The organism is Bartonella sp. AA78NXGY (genome assembly GCF_042197005.1).
GTDB lineage: Bacteria > Pseudomonadota > Alphaproteobacteria > Rhizobiales > Rhizobiaceae > Bartonella.
The window spans coordinates 77745-91422 of record NZ_JBHIRI010000009.1 but is presented as its reverse complement, the minus strand read 5'-3'; the positions used below and the strand labels follow the sequence as shown (position 1 = coordinate 91422).

17 protein-coding genes are annotated in these 13678 nt (G+C 43.6%); 13 read left to right on the top strand and 4 right to left on the bottom strand.

Translation table 11 applies throughout. The features are described 5' to 3' along the window. Nucleotides 1-205 (top strand): hypothetical protein (locus tag ACFINL_RS06590; protein WP_375651161.1); only part of this gene is annotated, 205 nt, incomplete at its 5' end. 128 nt (nt 206-333) lie between these two features. After that, nucleotides 334-474 (top strand): hypothetical protein, encoded by a 141-nt coding sequence (locus ACFINL_RS06585; RefSeq protein WP_375651159.1) that lies wholly within the window; start codon nt 334-336, stop codon nt 472-474. Between the two features lie 2098 nt (nt 475-2572). Here ACFINL_RS06585 and ACFINL_RS06580 read toward each other — a convergent pair. After that, entirely contained in the window at nt 2573-3142 is a 570-nt protein-coding gene (locus ACFINL_RS06580; RefSeq protein WP_375651157.1) for a hypothetical protein, read from the bottom strand. A gap of 87 nt (nt 3143-3229) precedes the next feature. Here ACFINL_RS06580 and ACFINL_RS06575 point away from each other — a divergent pair, with 87 nt between their 5' ends. The 7 genes from ACFINL_RS06575 (at nt 3230) to ACFINL_RS06545 (ending at nt 6391) form a co-directional block, all read left to right on the top strand. Next, the gene (locus ACFINL_RS06575) at nt 3230-3424 is read left to right on the top strand and encodes a hypothetical protein (RefSeq protein ID WP_375651155.1); all 195 of its coding nucleotides are present in this window, start codon (nt 3230-3232) and stop codon (nt 3422-3424) included. Next, a complete protein-coding gene (locus tag ACFINL_RS06570; RefSeq protein ID WP_375651153.1) occupies nt 3384-3788 on the top strand; it encodes a hypothetical protein in 405 nt (134 codons plus the stop codon). The genes ACFINL_RS06575 and ACFINL_RS06570 overlap by 41 nt, the downstream gene beginning before the upstream one ends. Before the next feature lie 15 nt (nt 3789-3803). After that, nucleotides 3804-4439, top strand: coding sequence for a hypothetical protein (locus ACFINL_RS06565; RefSeq protein ID WP_375651151.1), 636 nt, complete (start codon nt 3804-3806; stop codon nt 4437-4439). Between the two features lie 56 nt (nt 4440-4495). Continuing rightward, on the top strand, nt 4496-4819 hold the full coding sequence (locus tag ACFINL_RS06560; protein WP_375610867.1) for a hypothetical protein: 324 nt from the start codon (nt 4496-4498) through the stop codon (nt 4817-4819). 15 nt (nt 4820-4834) lie between these two features. Then, entirely contained in the window at nt 4835-4984 is a 150-nt protein-coding gene (locus tag ACFINL_RS06555; RefSeq protein ID WP_375651150.1) for a hypothetical protein, read from the top strand. Between the two features lie 153 nt (nt 4985-5137). Next, nucleotides 5138-5821, top strand: a complete 684-nt coding sequence (locus tag ACFINL_RS06550) for a hypothetical protein (protein ID WP_375651148.1) — start codon at nt 5138-5140, stop codon at nt 5819-5821. A 273-nt stretch (nt 5822-6094) separates the two neighbouring features. Beyond that, complete coding sequence (locus tag ACFINL_RS06545; RefSeq protein ID WP_375651146.1) at nt 6095-6391, top strand: hypothetical protein; 297 nt, start codon at nt 6095-6097, stop codon at nt 6389-6391. 40 nt (nt 6392-6431) lie between these two features. On the opposite strand, the gene ACFINL_RS06540 is transcribed toward ACFINL_RS06545, so the two are convergent. Both ACFINL_RS06540 and ACFINL_RS06535 read right to left on the bottom strand, forming a co-directional pair. Further along, nucleotides 6432-8843, bottom strand: a complete 2412-nt coding sequence (locus ACFINL_RS06540; protein ID WP_375651144.1) for a toprim domain-containing protein — start codon at nt 8841-8843, stop codon at nt 6432-6434. Between the two features lie 817 nt (nt 8844-9660). Further along, nucleotides 9661-10731 carry a YdaU family protein gene (locus ACFINL_RS06535; RefSeq protein WP_375651142.1) on the bottom strand — a complete coding sequence of 357 codons (1071 nt, stop codon included), beginning with the start codon at nt 10729-10731 and terminating at the stop codon, nt 9661-9663. Nucleotides 10732-11147: 416 nt separating this feature from the next. Between ACFINL_RS06535 and ACFINL_RS06530 the strand changes: the two genes are divergently transcribed. The 3 genes from ACFINL_RS06530 to ACFINL_RS06520 all read left to right on the top strand — a co-directional run bounded on the left by ACFINL_RS06530 (nt 11148) and on the right by ACFINL_RS06520 (nt 12358). Then, nucleotides 11148-11465, top strand: coding sequence for an XRE family transcriptional regulator (locus tag ACFINL_RS06530; protein ID WP_273790852.1), 318 nt, complete (start codon nt 11148-11150; stop codon nt 11463-11465). A 312-nt stretch (nt 11466-11777) separates the two neighbouring features. Further along, a complete protein-coding gene (locus tag ACFINL_RS06525; protein ID WP_375651140.1) occupies nt 11778-12167 on the top strand; it encodes a hypothetical protein in 390 nt (129 codons plus the stop codon). 2 nt (nt 12168-12169) lie between these two features. Continuing rightward, nucleotides 12170-12358, top strand: coding sequence for a hypothetical protein (locus ACFINL_RS06520; RefSeq protein ID WP_273790850.1), 189 nt, complete (start codon nt 12170-12172; stop codon nt 12356-12358). Here the strand turns inward: ACFINL_RS06520 and ACFINL_RS06515 are convergent. Beyond that, complete coding sequence (locus ACFINL_RS06515; RefSeq protein WP_375651167.1) at nt 12300-12425, bottom strand: hypothetical protein; 126 nt, start codon at nt 12423-12425, stop codon at nt 12300-12302. The two genes, ACFINL_RS06520 and ACFINL_RS06515, sit on opposite strands and share 59 nt — an antisense overlap. Before the next feature lie 1031 nt (nt 12426-13456). On the opposite strand from ACFINL_RS06515, the gene ACFINL_RS06510 reads away from it, so the two are divergent. After that, nucleotides 13457-13627: a hypothetical protein gene (locus ACFINL_RS06510; protein ID WP_375638470.1), complete on the top strand. Its 171-nt coding sequence runs from the start codon at nt 13457-13459 to the stop codon at nt 13625-13627. The last annotated feature ends 51 nt before the right edge of the window (nt 13628-13678 follow it).

The following is a 13678-nucleotide window of genomic DNA, read 5'->3' as shown; positions in this document are numbered from 1 at the left end:
TCCTCTTATGGATTGGATACTGCCTTATGAGGGTTTGGCAGTTTCCGTTGAGGGGAAGGATGCACTCTTTTTGAGGGTTAGGGTGCATCCTCTTATGGATTGGATACTGCCTTATGAGGGTTTGGCGGTATCTGTTGAGGGGAAGGATGCACTCTTTTTGAGGGCTAGAGTGCATCCTCTTATAGATTGGATACTGCCTTTATGAGGGTTGAGGCGGTCTCCGTTGAGGGGAAGGATGCACTCTTTTTAAGGCGCGGAGTGCATCCTCTTATAGATTGGATACTGCCTCATGAGGGTTGAGGCGGTCTCCGTTGAGGGGAAGGATGCACTCTTTTGAGGGCTAGAGTGCATCCTCTTATGGATTGGATACTGCCTTATGAGGGTTTGGCAGTTTCCGTTGAGGGGAAGGATGCACTCTTTTTGAGGGCTGGAGTGCATCCTTTCCATGGATTGAATGCACTCTTTGGAGGCTAAAGTGCATCCATAGGGAAAGGCATATTCCATAAGAAACAGAGATAACAAAAAGATTTGTTTTTATATTTTTATTGATAGGTTGCTGTATTTGCGAGGGCTATTCATTCTTTATTCTCAATATTTAAGATGATTATGTGATAAGGGTTGTTCGTCAATACAATCGTAAAAGACGCTGATGTATTTTTATAAAAATTGAGATATTTTTGTGCCTTTTTCTTGTTTTTTTTGTGTTTACACAAGATATGCACGGCTTTTCAACAGTTTGTTTTTTTAGCTTTGCTAATGGCGATGGCGTTGGCTAAACACTTCAATTGTTTTAACTGCTTCAATACCGCCTTAAAAAACAGTGCTTTATAATATGACAAAATAAGCTGTATAACTTTTGATTCTTACGCGATGCTAGAAAAAGGGGAATGTTAGGAGAGATGTTGTCTATATTCTTAGTTTATCTCTTAAGTTAGGAAGATTAACATACTTTCCGAATCTATTTTTTATTCGGTTTGACGGTTAAAGAGCAATATCTGAATGGAATCACACTTGTCTCATGTTTTTATTCTCACGCTTTAGATTTTTTCTCATAGGGATTTTGTTTTTAATGGGGGATTTTGTTTTTTAATGGGGGATTTTGTTTTTTAATGGGAGTTTACGCGACTCACATAAAACAGAATGTTCTAAATAGAATATATTTGTGTTGCACATTTACCTACTTGTTTAAAAACATTATGTGATCTTATCATCACAATTATATTGGTGATTGGAGATATTGGTAAATCTGATAATGGAGAAATCTCTTGTGAAGTGGATAAGCCCTTCTTTAAATTCTCATAAGGGGAAAGCCAGCACTATCATACTATTCTCACCTCATGTGATGATAGCCTTTGGCTCTTGAGCGTGTTCATAAGAGGCATTTTGATTCTTTATCTTTGAAATCTTTGAAGTGCTTTATTTCATATGTCTCTTATGTTTGTAATGTGGAAAAGACAAGGTGTTGATTGATGCAACATGAAATAAATTTAAAATGAGAGAATCCCTATGATATCTGCGTCTCTTAATTTTATATGGATAACGGGTTTTAATATGGATAACGGGATATGATGATTATAAATCAATATGTTGTCGTGATACATCAACCTGTTGGGGGGCGATAAAGAAAGTTATCCAATAGTTAAGTCATTCTGTTATGCCGTAAAACACGGTCATTTGAGGTTTGGTGATATGAAGCAAGCTTCCTTGGATATGTTTTAAGTGTTTTTTTAAGGGCGTGGTGAATCTTTAAGACAGAGCAAGATTCTGTTGCGCCTTGAGTTTAGCGGAAAAACCTGAATAGAAGCCAAGAGGGAATGGCAAACCAAGAGGGAAGTGTATCCAAGCTGTTTGTAAATCAGATTGAGTTAAGAATCTGTGTTCTTTAAGAATGGAACGCAAGTCAATTTGACAAAAGAATGATCTATTTTGCGGGTAAACCTTATGGAGGAATTATCACAAAGCTCATAAGGAAGTGATTTAAGACAATACAGTCATAAAAAAGTACAGTTATAAAAAAAGTCCTCCGTCGCAATCAGAGGACCAAAAAGCAGGAGAATTTTAACATTGACTCGCAGGACGTGTCAAAAAAGAATAAATTTAAAAGGCCGTACTAAATACAAAAAAATCATACTTAAAGAACCTACCATATTATGGTTAGCAGAGAATTGAAAAAATAGCAATATAAAAAATACTTTTTACAAAAAATTTTGTCATTTTGCATTAAAACTTAATACTTTTTTCAATTGAATATTTATTTTAAGACTCGATATTAATTAAACTATATTTAAAAATATTATGATACATGCAAGCATCTTGATAATATTCTTCAATCAAAAACGAATTAAGAGCCCCTCATGATTATAGGACTGATATGGGGGAAGGCTTTTTGTTTTTAAGAGTGTGGGGTGTATCTTAAGTATGTGTGAGGGGGGTGAAGTATTGTCCTTTTGGGTGTGGGCAAGGTAATGAAAATAGGGGCGAGAGCTGCTGGATGCTTGAGCCCGTGTGGGGGAGGTTTCTTTAGAGGGGGCGGGGCAACATGGGAGGCCGCTTAAAATGGCGAGGAGGGGGATTATTCAAAATGTTTATGGTTTGCATATCCCCAATGAAATGCGAGCAAGTCTAAACAATCTCGTAAATGATCGGCAAGGGAGTTTTGTTTGCGTTTTGAAGAACTTAATTCTTTTATCGCTTGTCCATAGCCGATAACGCGTTCAAGCAGTGAATAGCCAAGAATACCCAGTTGAACTTTGATTGTTCTTAAATGATTGGAGGCTTCTATTTGACGTTCAATGGGGTGTGTGTACCCTTGGCTACAGGAAACCTTTTCACGGGTGTAGTCAAGGCTCATGTGAAGATCGGCTTGGCTTTGACGCCAGTAAAAATAAAAACGTTCTGCCGCTTTATATTGGGCTTTGCTGAGATGTCCTTTCGCATATAAAAGGGCAATGGGATGGCTTTGTGCATTGGCAATGGCATTGATAGTGCGCGGGTTGCTGGAACTTTCTCGATGATTGGGTTTAAAATAAGGATTACGCGTTTCTACAGGGATTTCTTGCGTCTTTAAATGACCAATGTGCTTTTCTTGATTTTGATGATCAAGCGGGCAGGTTTGCGTATTTTTTTTCTGCTTATGGGTCATAGCATCTCCTTAAAAATTTTAATTTTGCTTCTCGTTTTTTAAAAAATGTTGCTTGATCTAGGCAAAAGAGGGGGGTGAGAGGAAGACATGTGTTGGAGTGTGCCGTGGGGGTATGCGCTCTTGGGGGTGACTTGGACTGTTGCGCTTGTGTGTGGGAGCCCCATGGATTTGGCTCTTGAAAAGAGGGGTGTTTTGTCGCATGGTGGATTTTCCTTGAATGACTTGATGAGGGAGGTGAGTGATGGCGCGCGGGCTTTTGTCTTTGAAGGGATTGGTGTTTAGCTGTATTGTAGCTTATGTCTCTGTGGCTGTTTATGTGGAAATGAAGGCGTTGGGGATGACGTGGGGCGTATTTTTACGAGCTGTGGCGTTTTATGGCATTCCCAGTATTTTCCTTATGTTGGGTTATGAAGTAATGCAGCGGCGTGGTGTAACGAAGGGTTTGTTCCTCAAGATGGTGTTGTTGAGCTTCATTTTGGCTGCTGTCTCTGATTTTGTTTATAAGCAAGCTGAGCATTTTGGTTTGGCTCAGGTGTGGTTTTCAAACAAGTGGGTGTTTTATGTCCTTTTGGGCTTTGTCCTTGCTCTTATTTATAGAGGGGCAAGGCGTCTTGGGTTTAGGCTTTCATTCTTTGAAAAGGATTGATCTTTTGCTGCATTTTTGGCATGGTCTCTGATTTTTATTGATGAAGGAGCGGGGCGTATGGTGGTTGCGCGGGACATGTTTTTGAAGGGGCTGGCGTTTTTCTGCGTTATTGGCTTGGTTCTTGGTTTTGCTTATGAAGATGCGGGGCGACCGGCTATTACGTGGGAGGTGTTTTGGCAGGGGATGGAGCTTTCTTGCATTGCTGGCGCTGTCCTTTGTTTTATTGTTGTGGGAGCAAATAGTAGAACTGTATCGTGGGGCGTGTTTTTCAAGGCTGTGGTGTTTTGCGCCATTGCTGTAGTGGTTCTTGGCTTTGCTTATAAGGGAGTGAAGCGTTTTGATATATCATGGGAATTTTTAGTGATAGGAGCGGTGTTTGTTGCATTGCTGGAGCTGTCCTTGGTTTTGCTTATGAGGGTGCGGGGTAAATGGATATCGCGTGGGGTGTGGTGCTTCAAGTGGGTGGTGTTTTCTTGTATTATTGGCACTGTCGTTGGGTTGGCACATGTGGGAGTAAAGCATATGGGCTGGAGCACGCATTGGTTTTTGAACAATGGGGTGTTTGTGAGCAGTGTTGGATTCGTTTCTTTGTTTGTTTTGGAGGGGGTACGCTGTATGCGTGTACTGTTGGGGTGGTGCTTAAAAAAATGAGCATTTTTCTTTCCCACGGGCGTGGTCTTTGATGTTCTTTCTGAGAGGGGTATTTGATGTCGGACGATGTGATGTTTTGGCAGTGGTTGGGGTTTTTCTGCTTTGTTGCTCTTGTCTTTGTTTCTATTTATGCGGCAATGAGGTTTTTCGGGGTTACAAGGAAGGCTTTTTTAAAAAATTTGGCGTTGAGCTTCATTATTATCGCTGTCTCTAAGTTTGTTTATGGGCAAGCTGAGCACTTTGGTTTGACTTGGTTGTGGTTTTCAAAAAAGTGGGTCTTTAACATTCTTTTTGGCGTTGTCTTTGGTCTTATCCTTGGGCTTATTTGTCTAGGGGCAAAGCGTCTTGGTTTTAGGCTTTCATTCTTTGCAAAGGATTGATCTTTTGTTGCATTTTTGGCATGGTCTCTGATTTTTGCTTATGAAGGAGCGGGGCGTATGGTGGTTGCGCGGGACATGTTTTTGAAGTTAGCGGTGTTTTCCTGCGTTGTTGGATTGGCGTATAACGGAGCCAAGCATATGGGGGCACTGGTTTTTGATCTTTAACAATGGGGTGTTTGTGAGCAGTGTTGGATTTGTTCCTTTGTTTGTTTTGGAGGGGGTATGGTGTGTGCGTGTACTGTTGGGGGGCTTAAAAAAATGAGCATTTTTCTTTTCCACCGGCGTGATCTTTGATGTTCTTTCTGTGAGGGGTATTTGATGTCGAACAATGTGATGTTTTTGCTGTTGCCTTGGTTTTTCTGCTTTTTTGCTGTTGCCTTGATTTTTATTTATAAGGGAGCAAAGCGTCGCTCTGTTACAGGGTGGATGTTTTGGAGATGGGTGGTGTTTTATGGCGCCCTTGCCACCTACCTTGGTTTTGTTTATGTGGGCGTGGGCAGGCGCGCTGTTGATGGGGAGCTGCTCTTAAAGGGGGCGGTGTTTTCTTGCATTTTTGCAACTGTCCTTGGTTTGGTGCATCTGGGCGTCAAGAGTATGCCTGTTGCTTGGCAAGTGTTCTTAAAGGCAGTTATGTTTTGTTGCATGATGGGCTTTATCCTGTGGTTTGCTGCTGTGGGCGTCAGGGATATGGATAGCATAAGGGCGGTATTCTTAAAGGTTTTGCTCTTGTCTTTATTGTTAAAAGTGCTCTTGGGGTTCTTTATACGCGAGCAAAGTGATACGGTGCTACAGAGGTCGTTGCGTGCTTTGAATTTTGTGCTGTTTTCCTGCATTTTTGGTACTCTCCTTTTTTTTACTCGTCTGGGAGCAGAGAATCTAGGGTTGAGCTGGCTTTGGTTCTCGAATGAGAGGGTGTTTTTATTCATTTTTGGATTTACCCTTCCTTTTGTTTGTGAGGGAGCAAGGCGTGCGCGTGTTCTATGGGCTTGGTTCTTAAAGTAGGGTGTGTTTTTTGTCTTATGGGTGTGATCTTTAATGGGCTTGCTGTGAGGGGTATGTGATGTCGAACGATTTGTTTTTTTGCTGTTGTTGGTATTTTCCTACCTTTTTATTGTTGTCGTTATTAGTACTTATAAGGTTTCCAAGCGCTTCGATATTTCGTGGTGGCGGGCGGCGTTTTATTGTATTTTTGGTGTTTTCCTCTTTTTGAAGGAAGTGCTGTTTTATTGCATTTTAGGAGTCGTCCTTTTTTTAGCTCTTTTGGGGATGGAGAGTATGGACATACCTTGGGGACTCCTGTCCTTGATGGGGATCGTGTTTGCTGCACTGTTGGAGTGGTTCTTGATTTTGCATATGAGAGGGCGGCGAGATGGGGTGGTGACGCATTGTTTGTGGTTATTGAAGGGGGTGGTGTTTTGCGCTGTTGTTGGAGCGATCTTTTTTTGTTTGCCTTTGGGAGCAGAGAAACTAGGGTTGAGCGGGCTTTGGTTCGCGAAGGATTGGGTGTTTTTCGTCATTTGTGGATTGATCCTTCCTGTTGTTTCTATGGGAGCAGGGCGTGTGCGTGTGTGAAGGCGGAGGCGTTTTTAAAGAGAGTGGGGTTTATGGGGCATTACAGATAACGTCGAGGGAATGATTGTTCAAAAGAACAGCGATAGCGGTAGGTTTGGGGATCAAACCAAAGCCCTATTTTGCCTTCAAAATCACCAGAACGTTGTTTGGCAATATTCATAATAACGCCGGGGCGTTTGGCTAAATCTGCTTTTTCTTGTGCGAGAGAGGCGGCAAAGATTTTATCTTCCAACGACCGATTGCGCCAAATGGTGATGATGTTAAAGGCATTGGCACCAATTTCTGAGGCGCCTTTAATGTCTTCTGTGCTGGGGATATCTTTATCCAGACCGCCTTTGCGGGCATGGGCGACAAGGTGGATGTGCACACTGTTTAAAACAGCCCAATCAACCATTTTATAAACGGCTTGTTCTTGTCTTGCATAATCATCAGAGGCAATGCCAAGCCGCATCAAACTGTCGATGATAAATTGATCGCAGCCATAGCGCGCACGACAATAGTCAAAGACTTCAAGCAAGGTGTCAACGCTCGATTTGCCAACATGTTCATAAAGAATAAGCCCTTCGTCTAAAAAATGAAGAATCCGTTCAATCGTCTCTTTTGTAGGCTGTTCTAAGCCGCCCGTTTGTTTGGTTAAACGGCGAAGCGATTGTTCTCCTTTCATTTCTAGAGACGCTAAGCAAAGGCGACTCTTTTGTGCAATCCAATGGGGAATACAATCTGATAATAATTGGCTTTTACCTGCACCACTCGCACCGCTCCAGAGCGTTAATTCTGCTGGGCGGAAATGCAATTTGTCCTTCAGTTTAGGATAGGGAACCGTATAACCAAGATGTTTTTCAGGCTCTGGCCAAAAAAGCCCAATCACTTGATCTTTATAGTCTGAGGCGCGCCGTAAACCTTCTGGTGCAAAGCTTTGTGCTGAGGAAAAGGCGGCTTTTATGGTGGCTTTATCAATCCCTGCGGTTAAACAGTCATTGGCATCTTTAAGGGGTAAACGGACACGGTAGCAACGGTGGCGTCCAAGCCTGCTGGCAATCTCACGGGCTGCTTCTTCTCCGGGCGGATCCATATCGGTGGCTAAAAAAATCGTTTCAAAAGATTCTAAATGATCAAATTCATTTTCAATCCAGTTGTGTTTTCCTCCACTGCCTCCTCCAAAGGGAACAGAAACCGCCGGATATCCATAGGCGGCTAAGGATAGCGCATCAATTTCTCCTTCAGTGATAACAATGGTACGGTTTGTTGAAGAAAGAATGGGAAATGGCGCCTGTTGGGGGGGGTGTGTGGGTGCCTGTTGGTGTGTGTGTGTGGAGGTGGGGTTGATTGAGGCGGTGTTTTGGGGTGCCTGTGTAGAGGTGAGGTTGGTTGAGGGTACCTGCTGAGGTGTGTTTTGGGGTGCCTGCTGGGGGGTGTGTGTGGAGGCGTGGTTGGTTGAGGCGGTGTTTTGGGATGCCTTTGTGGAGGTGGGGTTGGTTGAGGTGGTGTTTTGGGATGCCTGCGTGGAGGCGTGGTTGGTTGAGGCGGTGTTTTGGGGTGCCTGCGTGGAGGTGAGGTTGGTTGAGGGTACCTGTTGGGATGTGTGTTGGAATACTTGCTGAGGTGTGTGCTGGGTTGCCTGTTGGGATGTGTGCGTGGGCGCCTGCGTGGAGGGGTGGTTAGTTGAGGGTACCTGCTGGGCGGTGTTTTGGGGTACCTGCTGAGGTGCGTGTTGGGTTACCTGTTGGGATGTGTGCAGGGATGCCTTTGTGGAGGCGGGGTTGATTGTGGCGGTGTTTTGGGGTGCCTGTGTGGAGGTGGGGTTGGTTGAGGGTACCTGCTGGGGTGTGTTTTGGGGTGCCTGCTGGGATGTGTGCGTGGAGGCGTGGTTTGTGGGGTAAAGGGCTTGCCAACCAAATAAAATCGGTTCACATTGGGAGGCTGTTGGTTTGGTTTTTGCTCCCGTTTGCGCAAGCCGTTCTTTGACTAAAGCAAGGGTGCCGTCGGGTTTATAAAAGGGGAAAATGATTTTTTTGCCATTTTCTCCTATGCGGTAACGCTTTATAATCTCTAAAGGAATGTGGCGTTCTTTGTGGAGATAGGTTTTTACAAGATTCTGCGGGCTCTGCCCTGTAGGGACCGGTGGACGGCGATAGGAACGATGGGGCGCCATAAAGGGTTTGGGGCGTGTCAGATTGAGAGTCGCGCGTGCTTCTTCTAAGGCTTGAGAAAGACTAATGCCTTTGACTTCACACCAAAGGTCTAAAAGATCTCCTCCAGTGCTTTCTGCAAAATCATACCAAAGTCCTGCTTTACTACCACTCAAGCAAATCGATAAACTTTGACCAGCTTCACCACGTGTGTTGCCTACAATCCAATTGTTGCCTCGTTTGTGCCCTTGGGGAAGAAGCATTTCTGCTATTCTATCTGCTTGTGAGATAAGTTTTTGTTTGATTTCAAAAATTGTGCTCATGGTCATTCGTGATATTATTTTCGTTTTTCTCAAGATGTGAGAAGTGAGGACTCTGTTTTTGCTGTTCTCACCGTTTGATCTGATCGTAAAGTCTCGTGGTGCTATGGGGCTTGCCAGTTTACTTGAGAGCTTCTTTGCCGCTCTTTTTTTGCCAATAGTCGCGAAACCTCTTGGCTTGCCAAAGGGCTTGACTCTCACTCAAACCTTTCTGAAATGGCTGTGTTGGTGTTTGTTTGCCAAGAGCATGGGAAGTGGTGTCTTGAGAAAAAGGAGGAAGGTGGAAAGGAGGAAGGATGCAAGAAGGTGGGGTGGATGTCTGAGAGTGTGGTGCATGCTGGGGTCCTGTTGGGGGATACCTTGTTGGGGCATGAGTTGGGGTGCCTGTGTGGGAGGGGTGGTTTGTTGCCAAAGAGTTTGCTTTTCATTGAGTTTTTTTTGCAGCTGCTCTGTTGATGTCTGTTTGCCAAGAGCATGGGAAGTGGCGCCTTGGGAAAAGGAGGAAGGCGGAAAGGAGGAAGGATGCAAGAAGGTGGGGCGGATGCCTGTGAGGGGGTGGTGCATGCTGGAGTCCTGGTGTATTGGGGTGCATGTTGGGGTGTGTATGTTGGGGTGCCTGTGAGGGTCTTTTGCGTGGGGAAAACGCTTTTGTGATGAGAGAAAAATGGTCGATGTTGACTCGTTTTACGGTGTGAATCGCCTATCCAAATGTTGTTTTGCCGCATTTTGTTTTGTTCTGTGTTGTTTTGTCCGATGCTGTTGTGGTGTTGAAGCATTTTTGTCCCCGCGCTTGCTTGAAAAATACGTTGTTTGTGTGATGTCAAAAATTGTCGTTATAGTTGATCAAACTGCGGTAAAGCGTGTCGTTGTTCTCAGAGGTAAAAGATGAGGAGCTCCTTTGTTTTTGCTGTTCTTGCCGTTCGATCTCACGGCGAAACCAGTTGCGCCATGTGGCTTGCCAGTCTACTTTGAGAGCTTCTTTGCCGCCTTTGGCTTGCCAATAGTCGCGAAACTTCTTTTCTTGCCAATGGGCTTGGCTTTCACTCAAGCCTTCTGAAACTGCCGCCTTGATGTCTGCTTGCCAATGCTCAGGAAGACGATGCCCTTTGGCAACTGAGGTTGTGGTTTTTTTGTTGGAAGAAGGAGGGATGGAGGCAGGAAGATTGCTGGGGGGAAGAGTGGTGGCGGATTTTGTTTTTTCCCCCGTGACAATTTGCGCGATAGGGGCGGGAGTGAACTCGTCTTGGGGAGCTTTTAAAGGGGAGGCGTTTTTTTGCTCCGCTTCTGCTTGGGCAGGCAAAGGGAGAGGTGAATCAAGAGCCGGTGAGGGGGATGGATGATCGCTTTGTTCAAAGTTCTCTTCGCAGGAAAAACAAGGTTCTGTCTCATCAAACAAAATTTTCTTTTCTAAAACACCGTAAGGTGTTTCCTTTTCTTCTGCCTTTTGAGCTTTTGAGTTTTGTGCAACATCTTTTGGACTTTCGTTAAGCAGTTGTTGCATCTCTGCATTGATTTTCTTGCGTTTTTTTGCCGAAGAACGACCCGCAAAGGATTTTTGTTCAAGCAATTTTTCACGCTCTTGAAAAACATTTTCGCAACGCTTGTTCCATAATCCATTGGCTAAATTTAAAATCTTACCCTCTTGGATGAGCATCTCTAAAACATTAACAAAAGTTCGCTTGTCACAACCACAAAGACGCGCTAAACGTTCTTTCGATATTTCTAAAGGTCGGCCACGGGCATACATTTCATTGAGAAGAATCGTATAGATTCCAATTTCGTGTGCGCGCATCCCACGTACACCTCCTAGAAAGTCATTTTGATACCAACAAACATATGGAAGCCTAGACGATTCATAATGAGGAGTTTCTTGTTGATTAGCGTGTTTCATACTGCAATCTACTTTCTTCTTTTTTATACATTTTTATTGATGATAAAAGCTCAAATAAGGATTTAACTTGTGTTGCTTTTGGCTCTGTTCGATGATGACTAGAGGCTTCTTTACGATGCTTATAAATGATTGGCTGTGCTTGAAGCGCATGCAAACTTACGATTTAAGATTGCGGTGATGGAAAAAATAAAGAATACCACACATTCTCAACGTACTTGCTTTTGGGCAGAAGCTTTGGAGGTGGTCTTTTATATCCGGTAGGGTGGTTAAAGTGTTTTTATGATCTAAAAATAAAAAAAATTTCCCCCGAAAAAGTAAAATTTGTTTCCTTAATTTTATCCTTTTTAGAGGATAATGCAAGCCCGTTTTATAAAAAGGACGTGTTTTTTTAAAAAGACGCGCTATATGGTGAAATTATGAATATCGATGGTTGGCGTCAAAGATTAAGAATCGCTTTGGAAAAAAGTGGGCGGTCAAAAAGATCTATCTCCCTCGCTGCCGGTAAAGGCGCGGGGTACCTTCATTCTATTCTTTCTGAAGGAAAAGAACCAACAATCGAATCTCTCTCGCGAATTTGTCACGAAATTAATATCAGTATGAATTATATTCTTTACGGGAAAGGGGCTAGCCCTGAAGATAAAGAATTTATAGAGCTTATTTCGAAACTCTCTCCGCAAGAGAGACAGGCGATTTTGACTCTTTTGCGGCGACCAATTGACGAAGCTTCAAAATAACTTCCTTCTGTGTTTTTGAGTCAAGGCGACTCCAGTGTTTTATTAATATTATGTCACTCATTTTATCTCTCCTGTGTGTTTATAATTGCAATTTTGTAAGAACAAATAGAGAACAACAAAGGGGCATGAGAGGAACAAAGAATAATAGATTTTTCTTTACATATGTCATTTGAACCCCGTAGATATTTAAAATATATCTTTTATGAAGGATAAAATGGTTGACATCTCTCCTATAGAGGATATAAGACTAACGCTATATTTAGTCTTGTCAAGACAAGGCTATGCTTTATCAACTATCTAAAGGGGGAAATCATGAAAAATATTTCATTCGTTAAAGAGGATGAAATCATTGTCGTTTTATGCGAAGAGGAAAATCCTTGTACTTATGAAGGACCAATCGACGAAATCGAAGAAGTGCTCGAACTGATTGAAGAATGTGAGACTGTTTATAGAGTTTTACGACTCGATCTGACAACTTCTCATGCTGAAGATGTTACCGAACAAATGGCGGATTTTTATGTCGAAAATCATGAAATAAATGAAGAAAATACACAATTGCAGCCCTTCATTTTGAATAGTGAAGCTTATCATGCTTGTTTAAATGAAAGAGCGGCTTGCGATTATGAAGATAATCTCTATGGCTCTTATGAAAAACAGCATCGTTTACGCCCATGTGATGTCTTGACAGATTATTGGTGGTAAACATGCCAAGTTATCTCAAGACTTCGTATCAAGGGATTCCACTTTATTATGCTGGAAATATGCGGAATTTAATCAGACTCGAACCACAAAAACACAACGCTATACTTTTTATATCGCAAGAGGTGGCTCAGTCTATGGCAAAAAAATTGGAGGAAGAATATTGCCGCCATGATTTTTCCGTCGTGCAGTAGCAGGGTTGAAAAAAGAAGCCGCAATGATGGGCCCAAGTGCTTTTTCATTGCGGTGACAATGGTGCACATTATGCTTTCGTTCTTGGGGGGGGACGACTTGGGGGTGGAGAGCTTTGCGGGGATTTTCTTAGCCGATATGGAAAGGAGGGCATGAAGAAAAGAGCCCTATATATGGGGAATTGCGGACGCTTGTGTGTGGGGGGCAGTTGCCGGCTGGTTCATTGGGGGGGTAAGGCAATGAAGCAGCAGCGGGTTATCCAGTGGGGTTGGAGTGATATGAAAGCATGCTGGAGAACAAAAATGAAGGCTTAGGGGGAAGAGAAGCAGCAGTACAGACAGGTTCCAACCTATAAAAAGGCAAGTTCAAGGGGGAAAAGAGCCGGTTTTTGTGTTTTTGCGGCACGCAAGTAGGGAGCTTGGAATGATACGTAAAGCATGCTGGAAAATGGAAGGAGGTGTTTGACGGGAGAGGTCGTTAAAGCTTGTTTAGACGTATTGGGACACGTGGGGGGCTTTGGGGTGCTTTTGTGTTGAGTGCTGGGAGAGCGCAATGATGGGCCCAAGTGCTTTTTCATTGTGGTGACAATGGTGTGCGTTATGCTTTCGTTCTTGGGGGAGACGACTTGGGGGGGGCTTAGCTGATATGGAAAAGGAGGGGATGAGAAACTTCTGGGGAGGAGGGATGTTGGGGGGAAGCTTGTTGGGGAAAATGTTGGTGGTTGGCTGGTTAAGAGGGAGAACGAGTGGGGGGAGAGGAGAGCTTGAAGCGTATGTAAGGCATATGCTGGAGGGGAGATATGAGGTGTGGAAAAGGGGCAGCCGTACAAGCGTTGAGGAGATGTCAATCTTTAAAAAAAGTTCCGTGTAGGGGGAAGGAGTAGAGTGTTGGAGGAGGGGGGAAAGTAGAGGGCTTTGAGCGCAGGGAGTGCAAAGAGCTTGGATATGAATGTGAAAGCATGTTGGGAAATGAGGGAAGGTGTTTGAGAGGGAAGAAGAGGAAGGCGCTATGGGAGCGCGGTTCTGACCGTTTTTGTATTGAGCCTTAGGGGGCAATGATGGGCGAGAGGTTTTTTTATCGGGGAGAAAATATCACGCGTTATGCTTTCGTCTAGGGAGGGCGCCGCTTGGGGGCTTAACCGATATGGAAAAGGAGGGGATGAGAAACTTGTGGGGAGGGGGATGTTGAGGGGGGCGTTTCCAACAGCTTTTGTGATTTCAGCAGCACAATATTTAAGGATGCTGTCATTCTTAGTGGGGAATGCATCTTAAAAGATATGAATGTTTCAAAGAGAATATGTTGCAAAAAAGCACCTTAAAGAA

Bases quoted from the DNA above. Each gene is read 5' to 3' on its own strand.
- ACFINL_RS06530 (WP_273790852.1), top strand. From the start codon at position 11,148: ATGAATATCGATGGTTGGCGTCAAAGATTAAGAATCGCTTTGGAAAAA.
- ACFINL_RS06575 (WP_375651155.1), top strand. From the start codon at position 3,230: ATGTGTTGGAGTGTGCCGTGGGGGTATGCGCTCTTGGGGGTGACTTGG.
- ACFINL_RS06535 (WP_375651142.1), bottom strand. From the start codon at position 10,731: ATGAAACACGCTAATCAACAAGAAACTCCTCATTATGAATCGTCTAGG.
- ACFINL_RS06525 (WP_375651140.1), top strand. From the start codon at position 11,778: ATGAAAAATATTTCATTCGTTAAAGAGGATGAAATCATTGTCGTTTTA.
- ACFINL_RS06520 (WP_273790850.1), top strand. From the start codon at position 12,170: ATGCCAAGTTATCTCAAGACTTCGTATCAAGGGATTCCACTTTATTAT.
- ACFINL_RS06560 (WP_375610867.1), top strand. From the start codon at position 4,496: ATGTCGGACGATGTGATGTTTTGGCAGTGGTTGGGGTTTTTCTGCTTT.
- ACFINL_RS06550 (WP_375651148.1), top strand. From the start codon at position 5,138: ATGTCGAACAATGTGATGTTTTTGCTGTTGCCTTGGTTTTTCTGCTTT.
- ACFINL_RS06545 (WP_375651146.1), top strand. From the start codon at position 6,095: ATGGACATACCTTGGGGACTCCTGTCCTTGATGGGGATCGTGTTTGCT.
- ACFINL_RS06580 (WP_375651157.1), bottom strand. From the start codon at position 3,142: ATGACCCATAAGCAGAAAAAAAATACGCAAACCTGCCCGCTTGATCAT.
- ACFINL_RS06570 (WP_375651153.1), top strand. From the start codon at position 3,384: ATGGCGCGCGGGCTTTTGTCTTTGAAGGGATTGGTGTTTAGCTGTATT.
- ACFINL_RS06540 (WP_375651144.1), bottom strand. From the start codon at position 8,843: ATGAGCACAATTTTTGAAATCAAACAAAAACTTATCTCACAAGCAGAT.
- ACFINL_RS06510 (WP_375638470.1), top strand. From the start codon at position 13,457: ATGCTTTCGTCTAGGGAGGGCGCCGCTTGGGGGCTTAACCGATATGGA.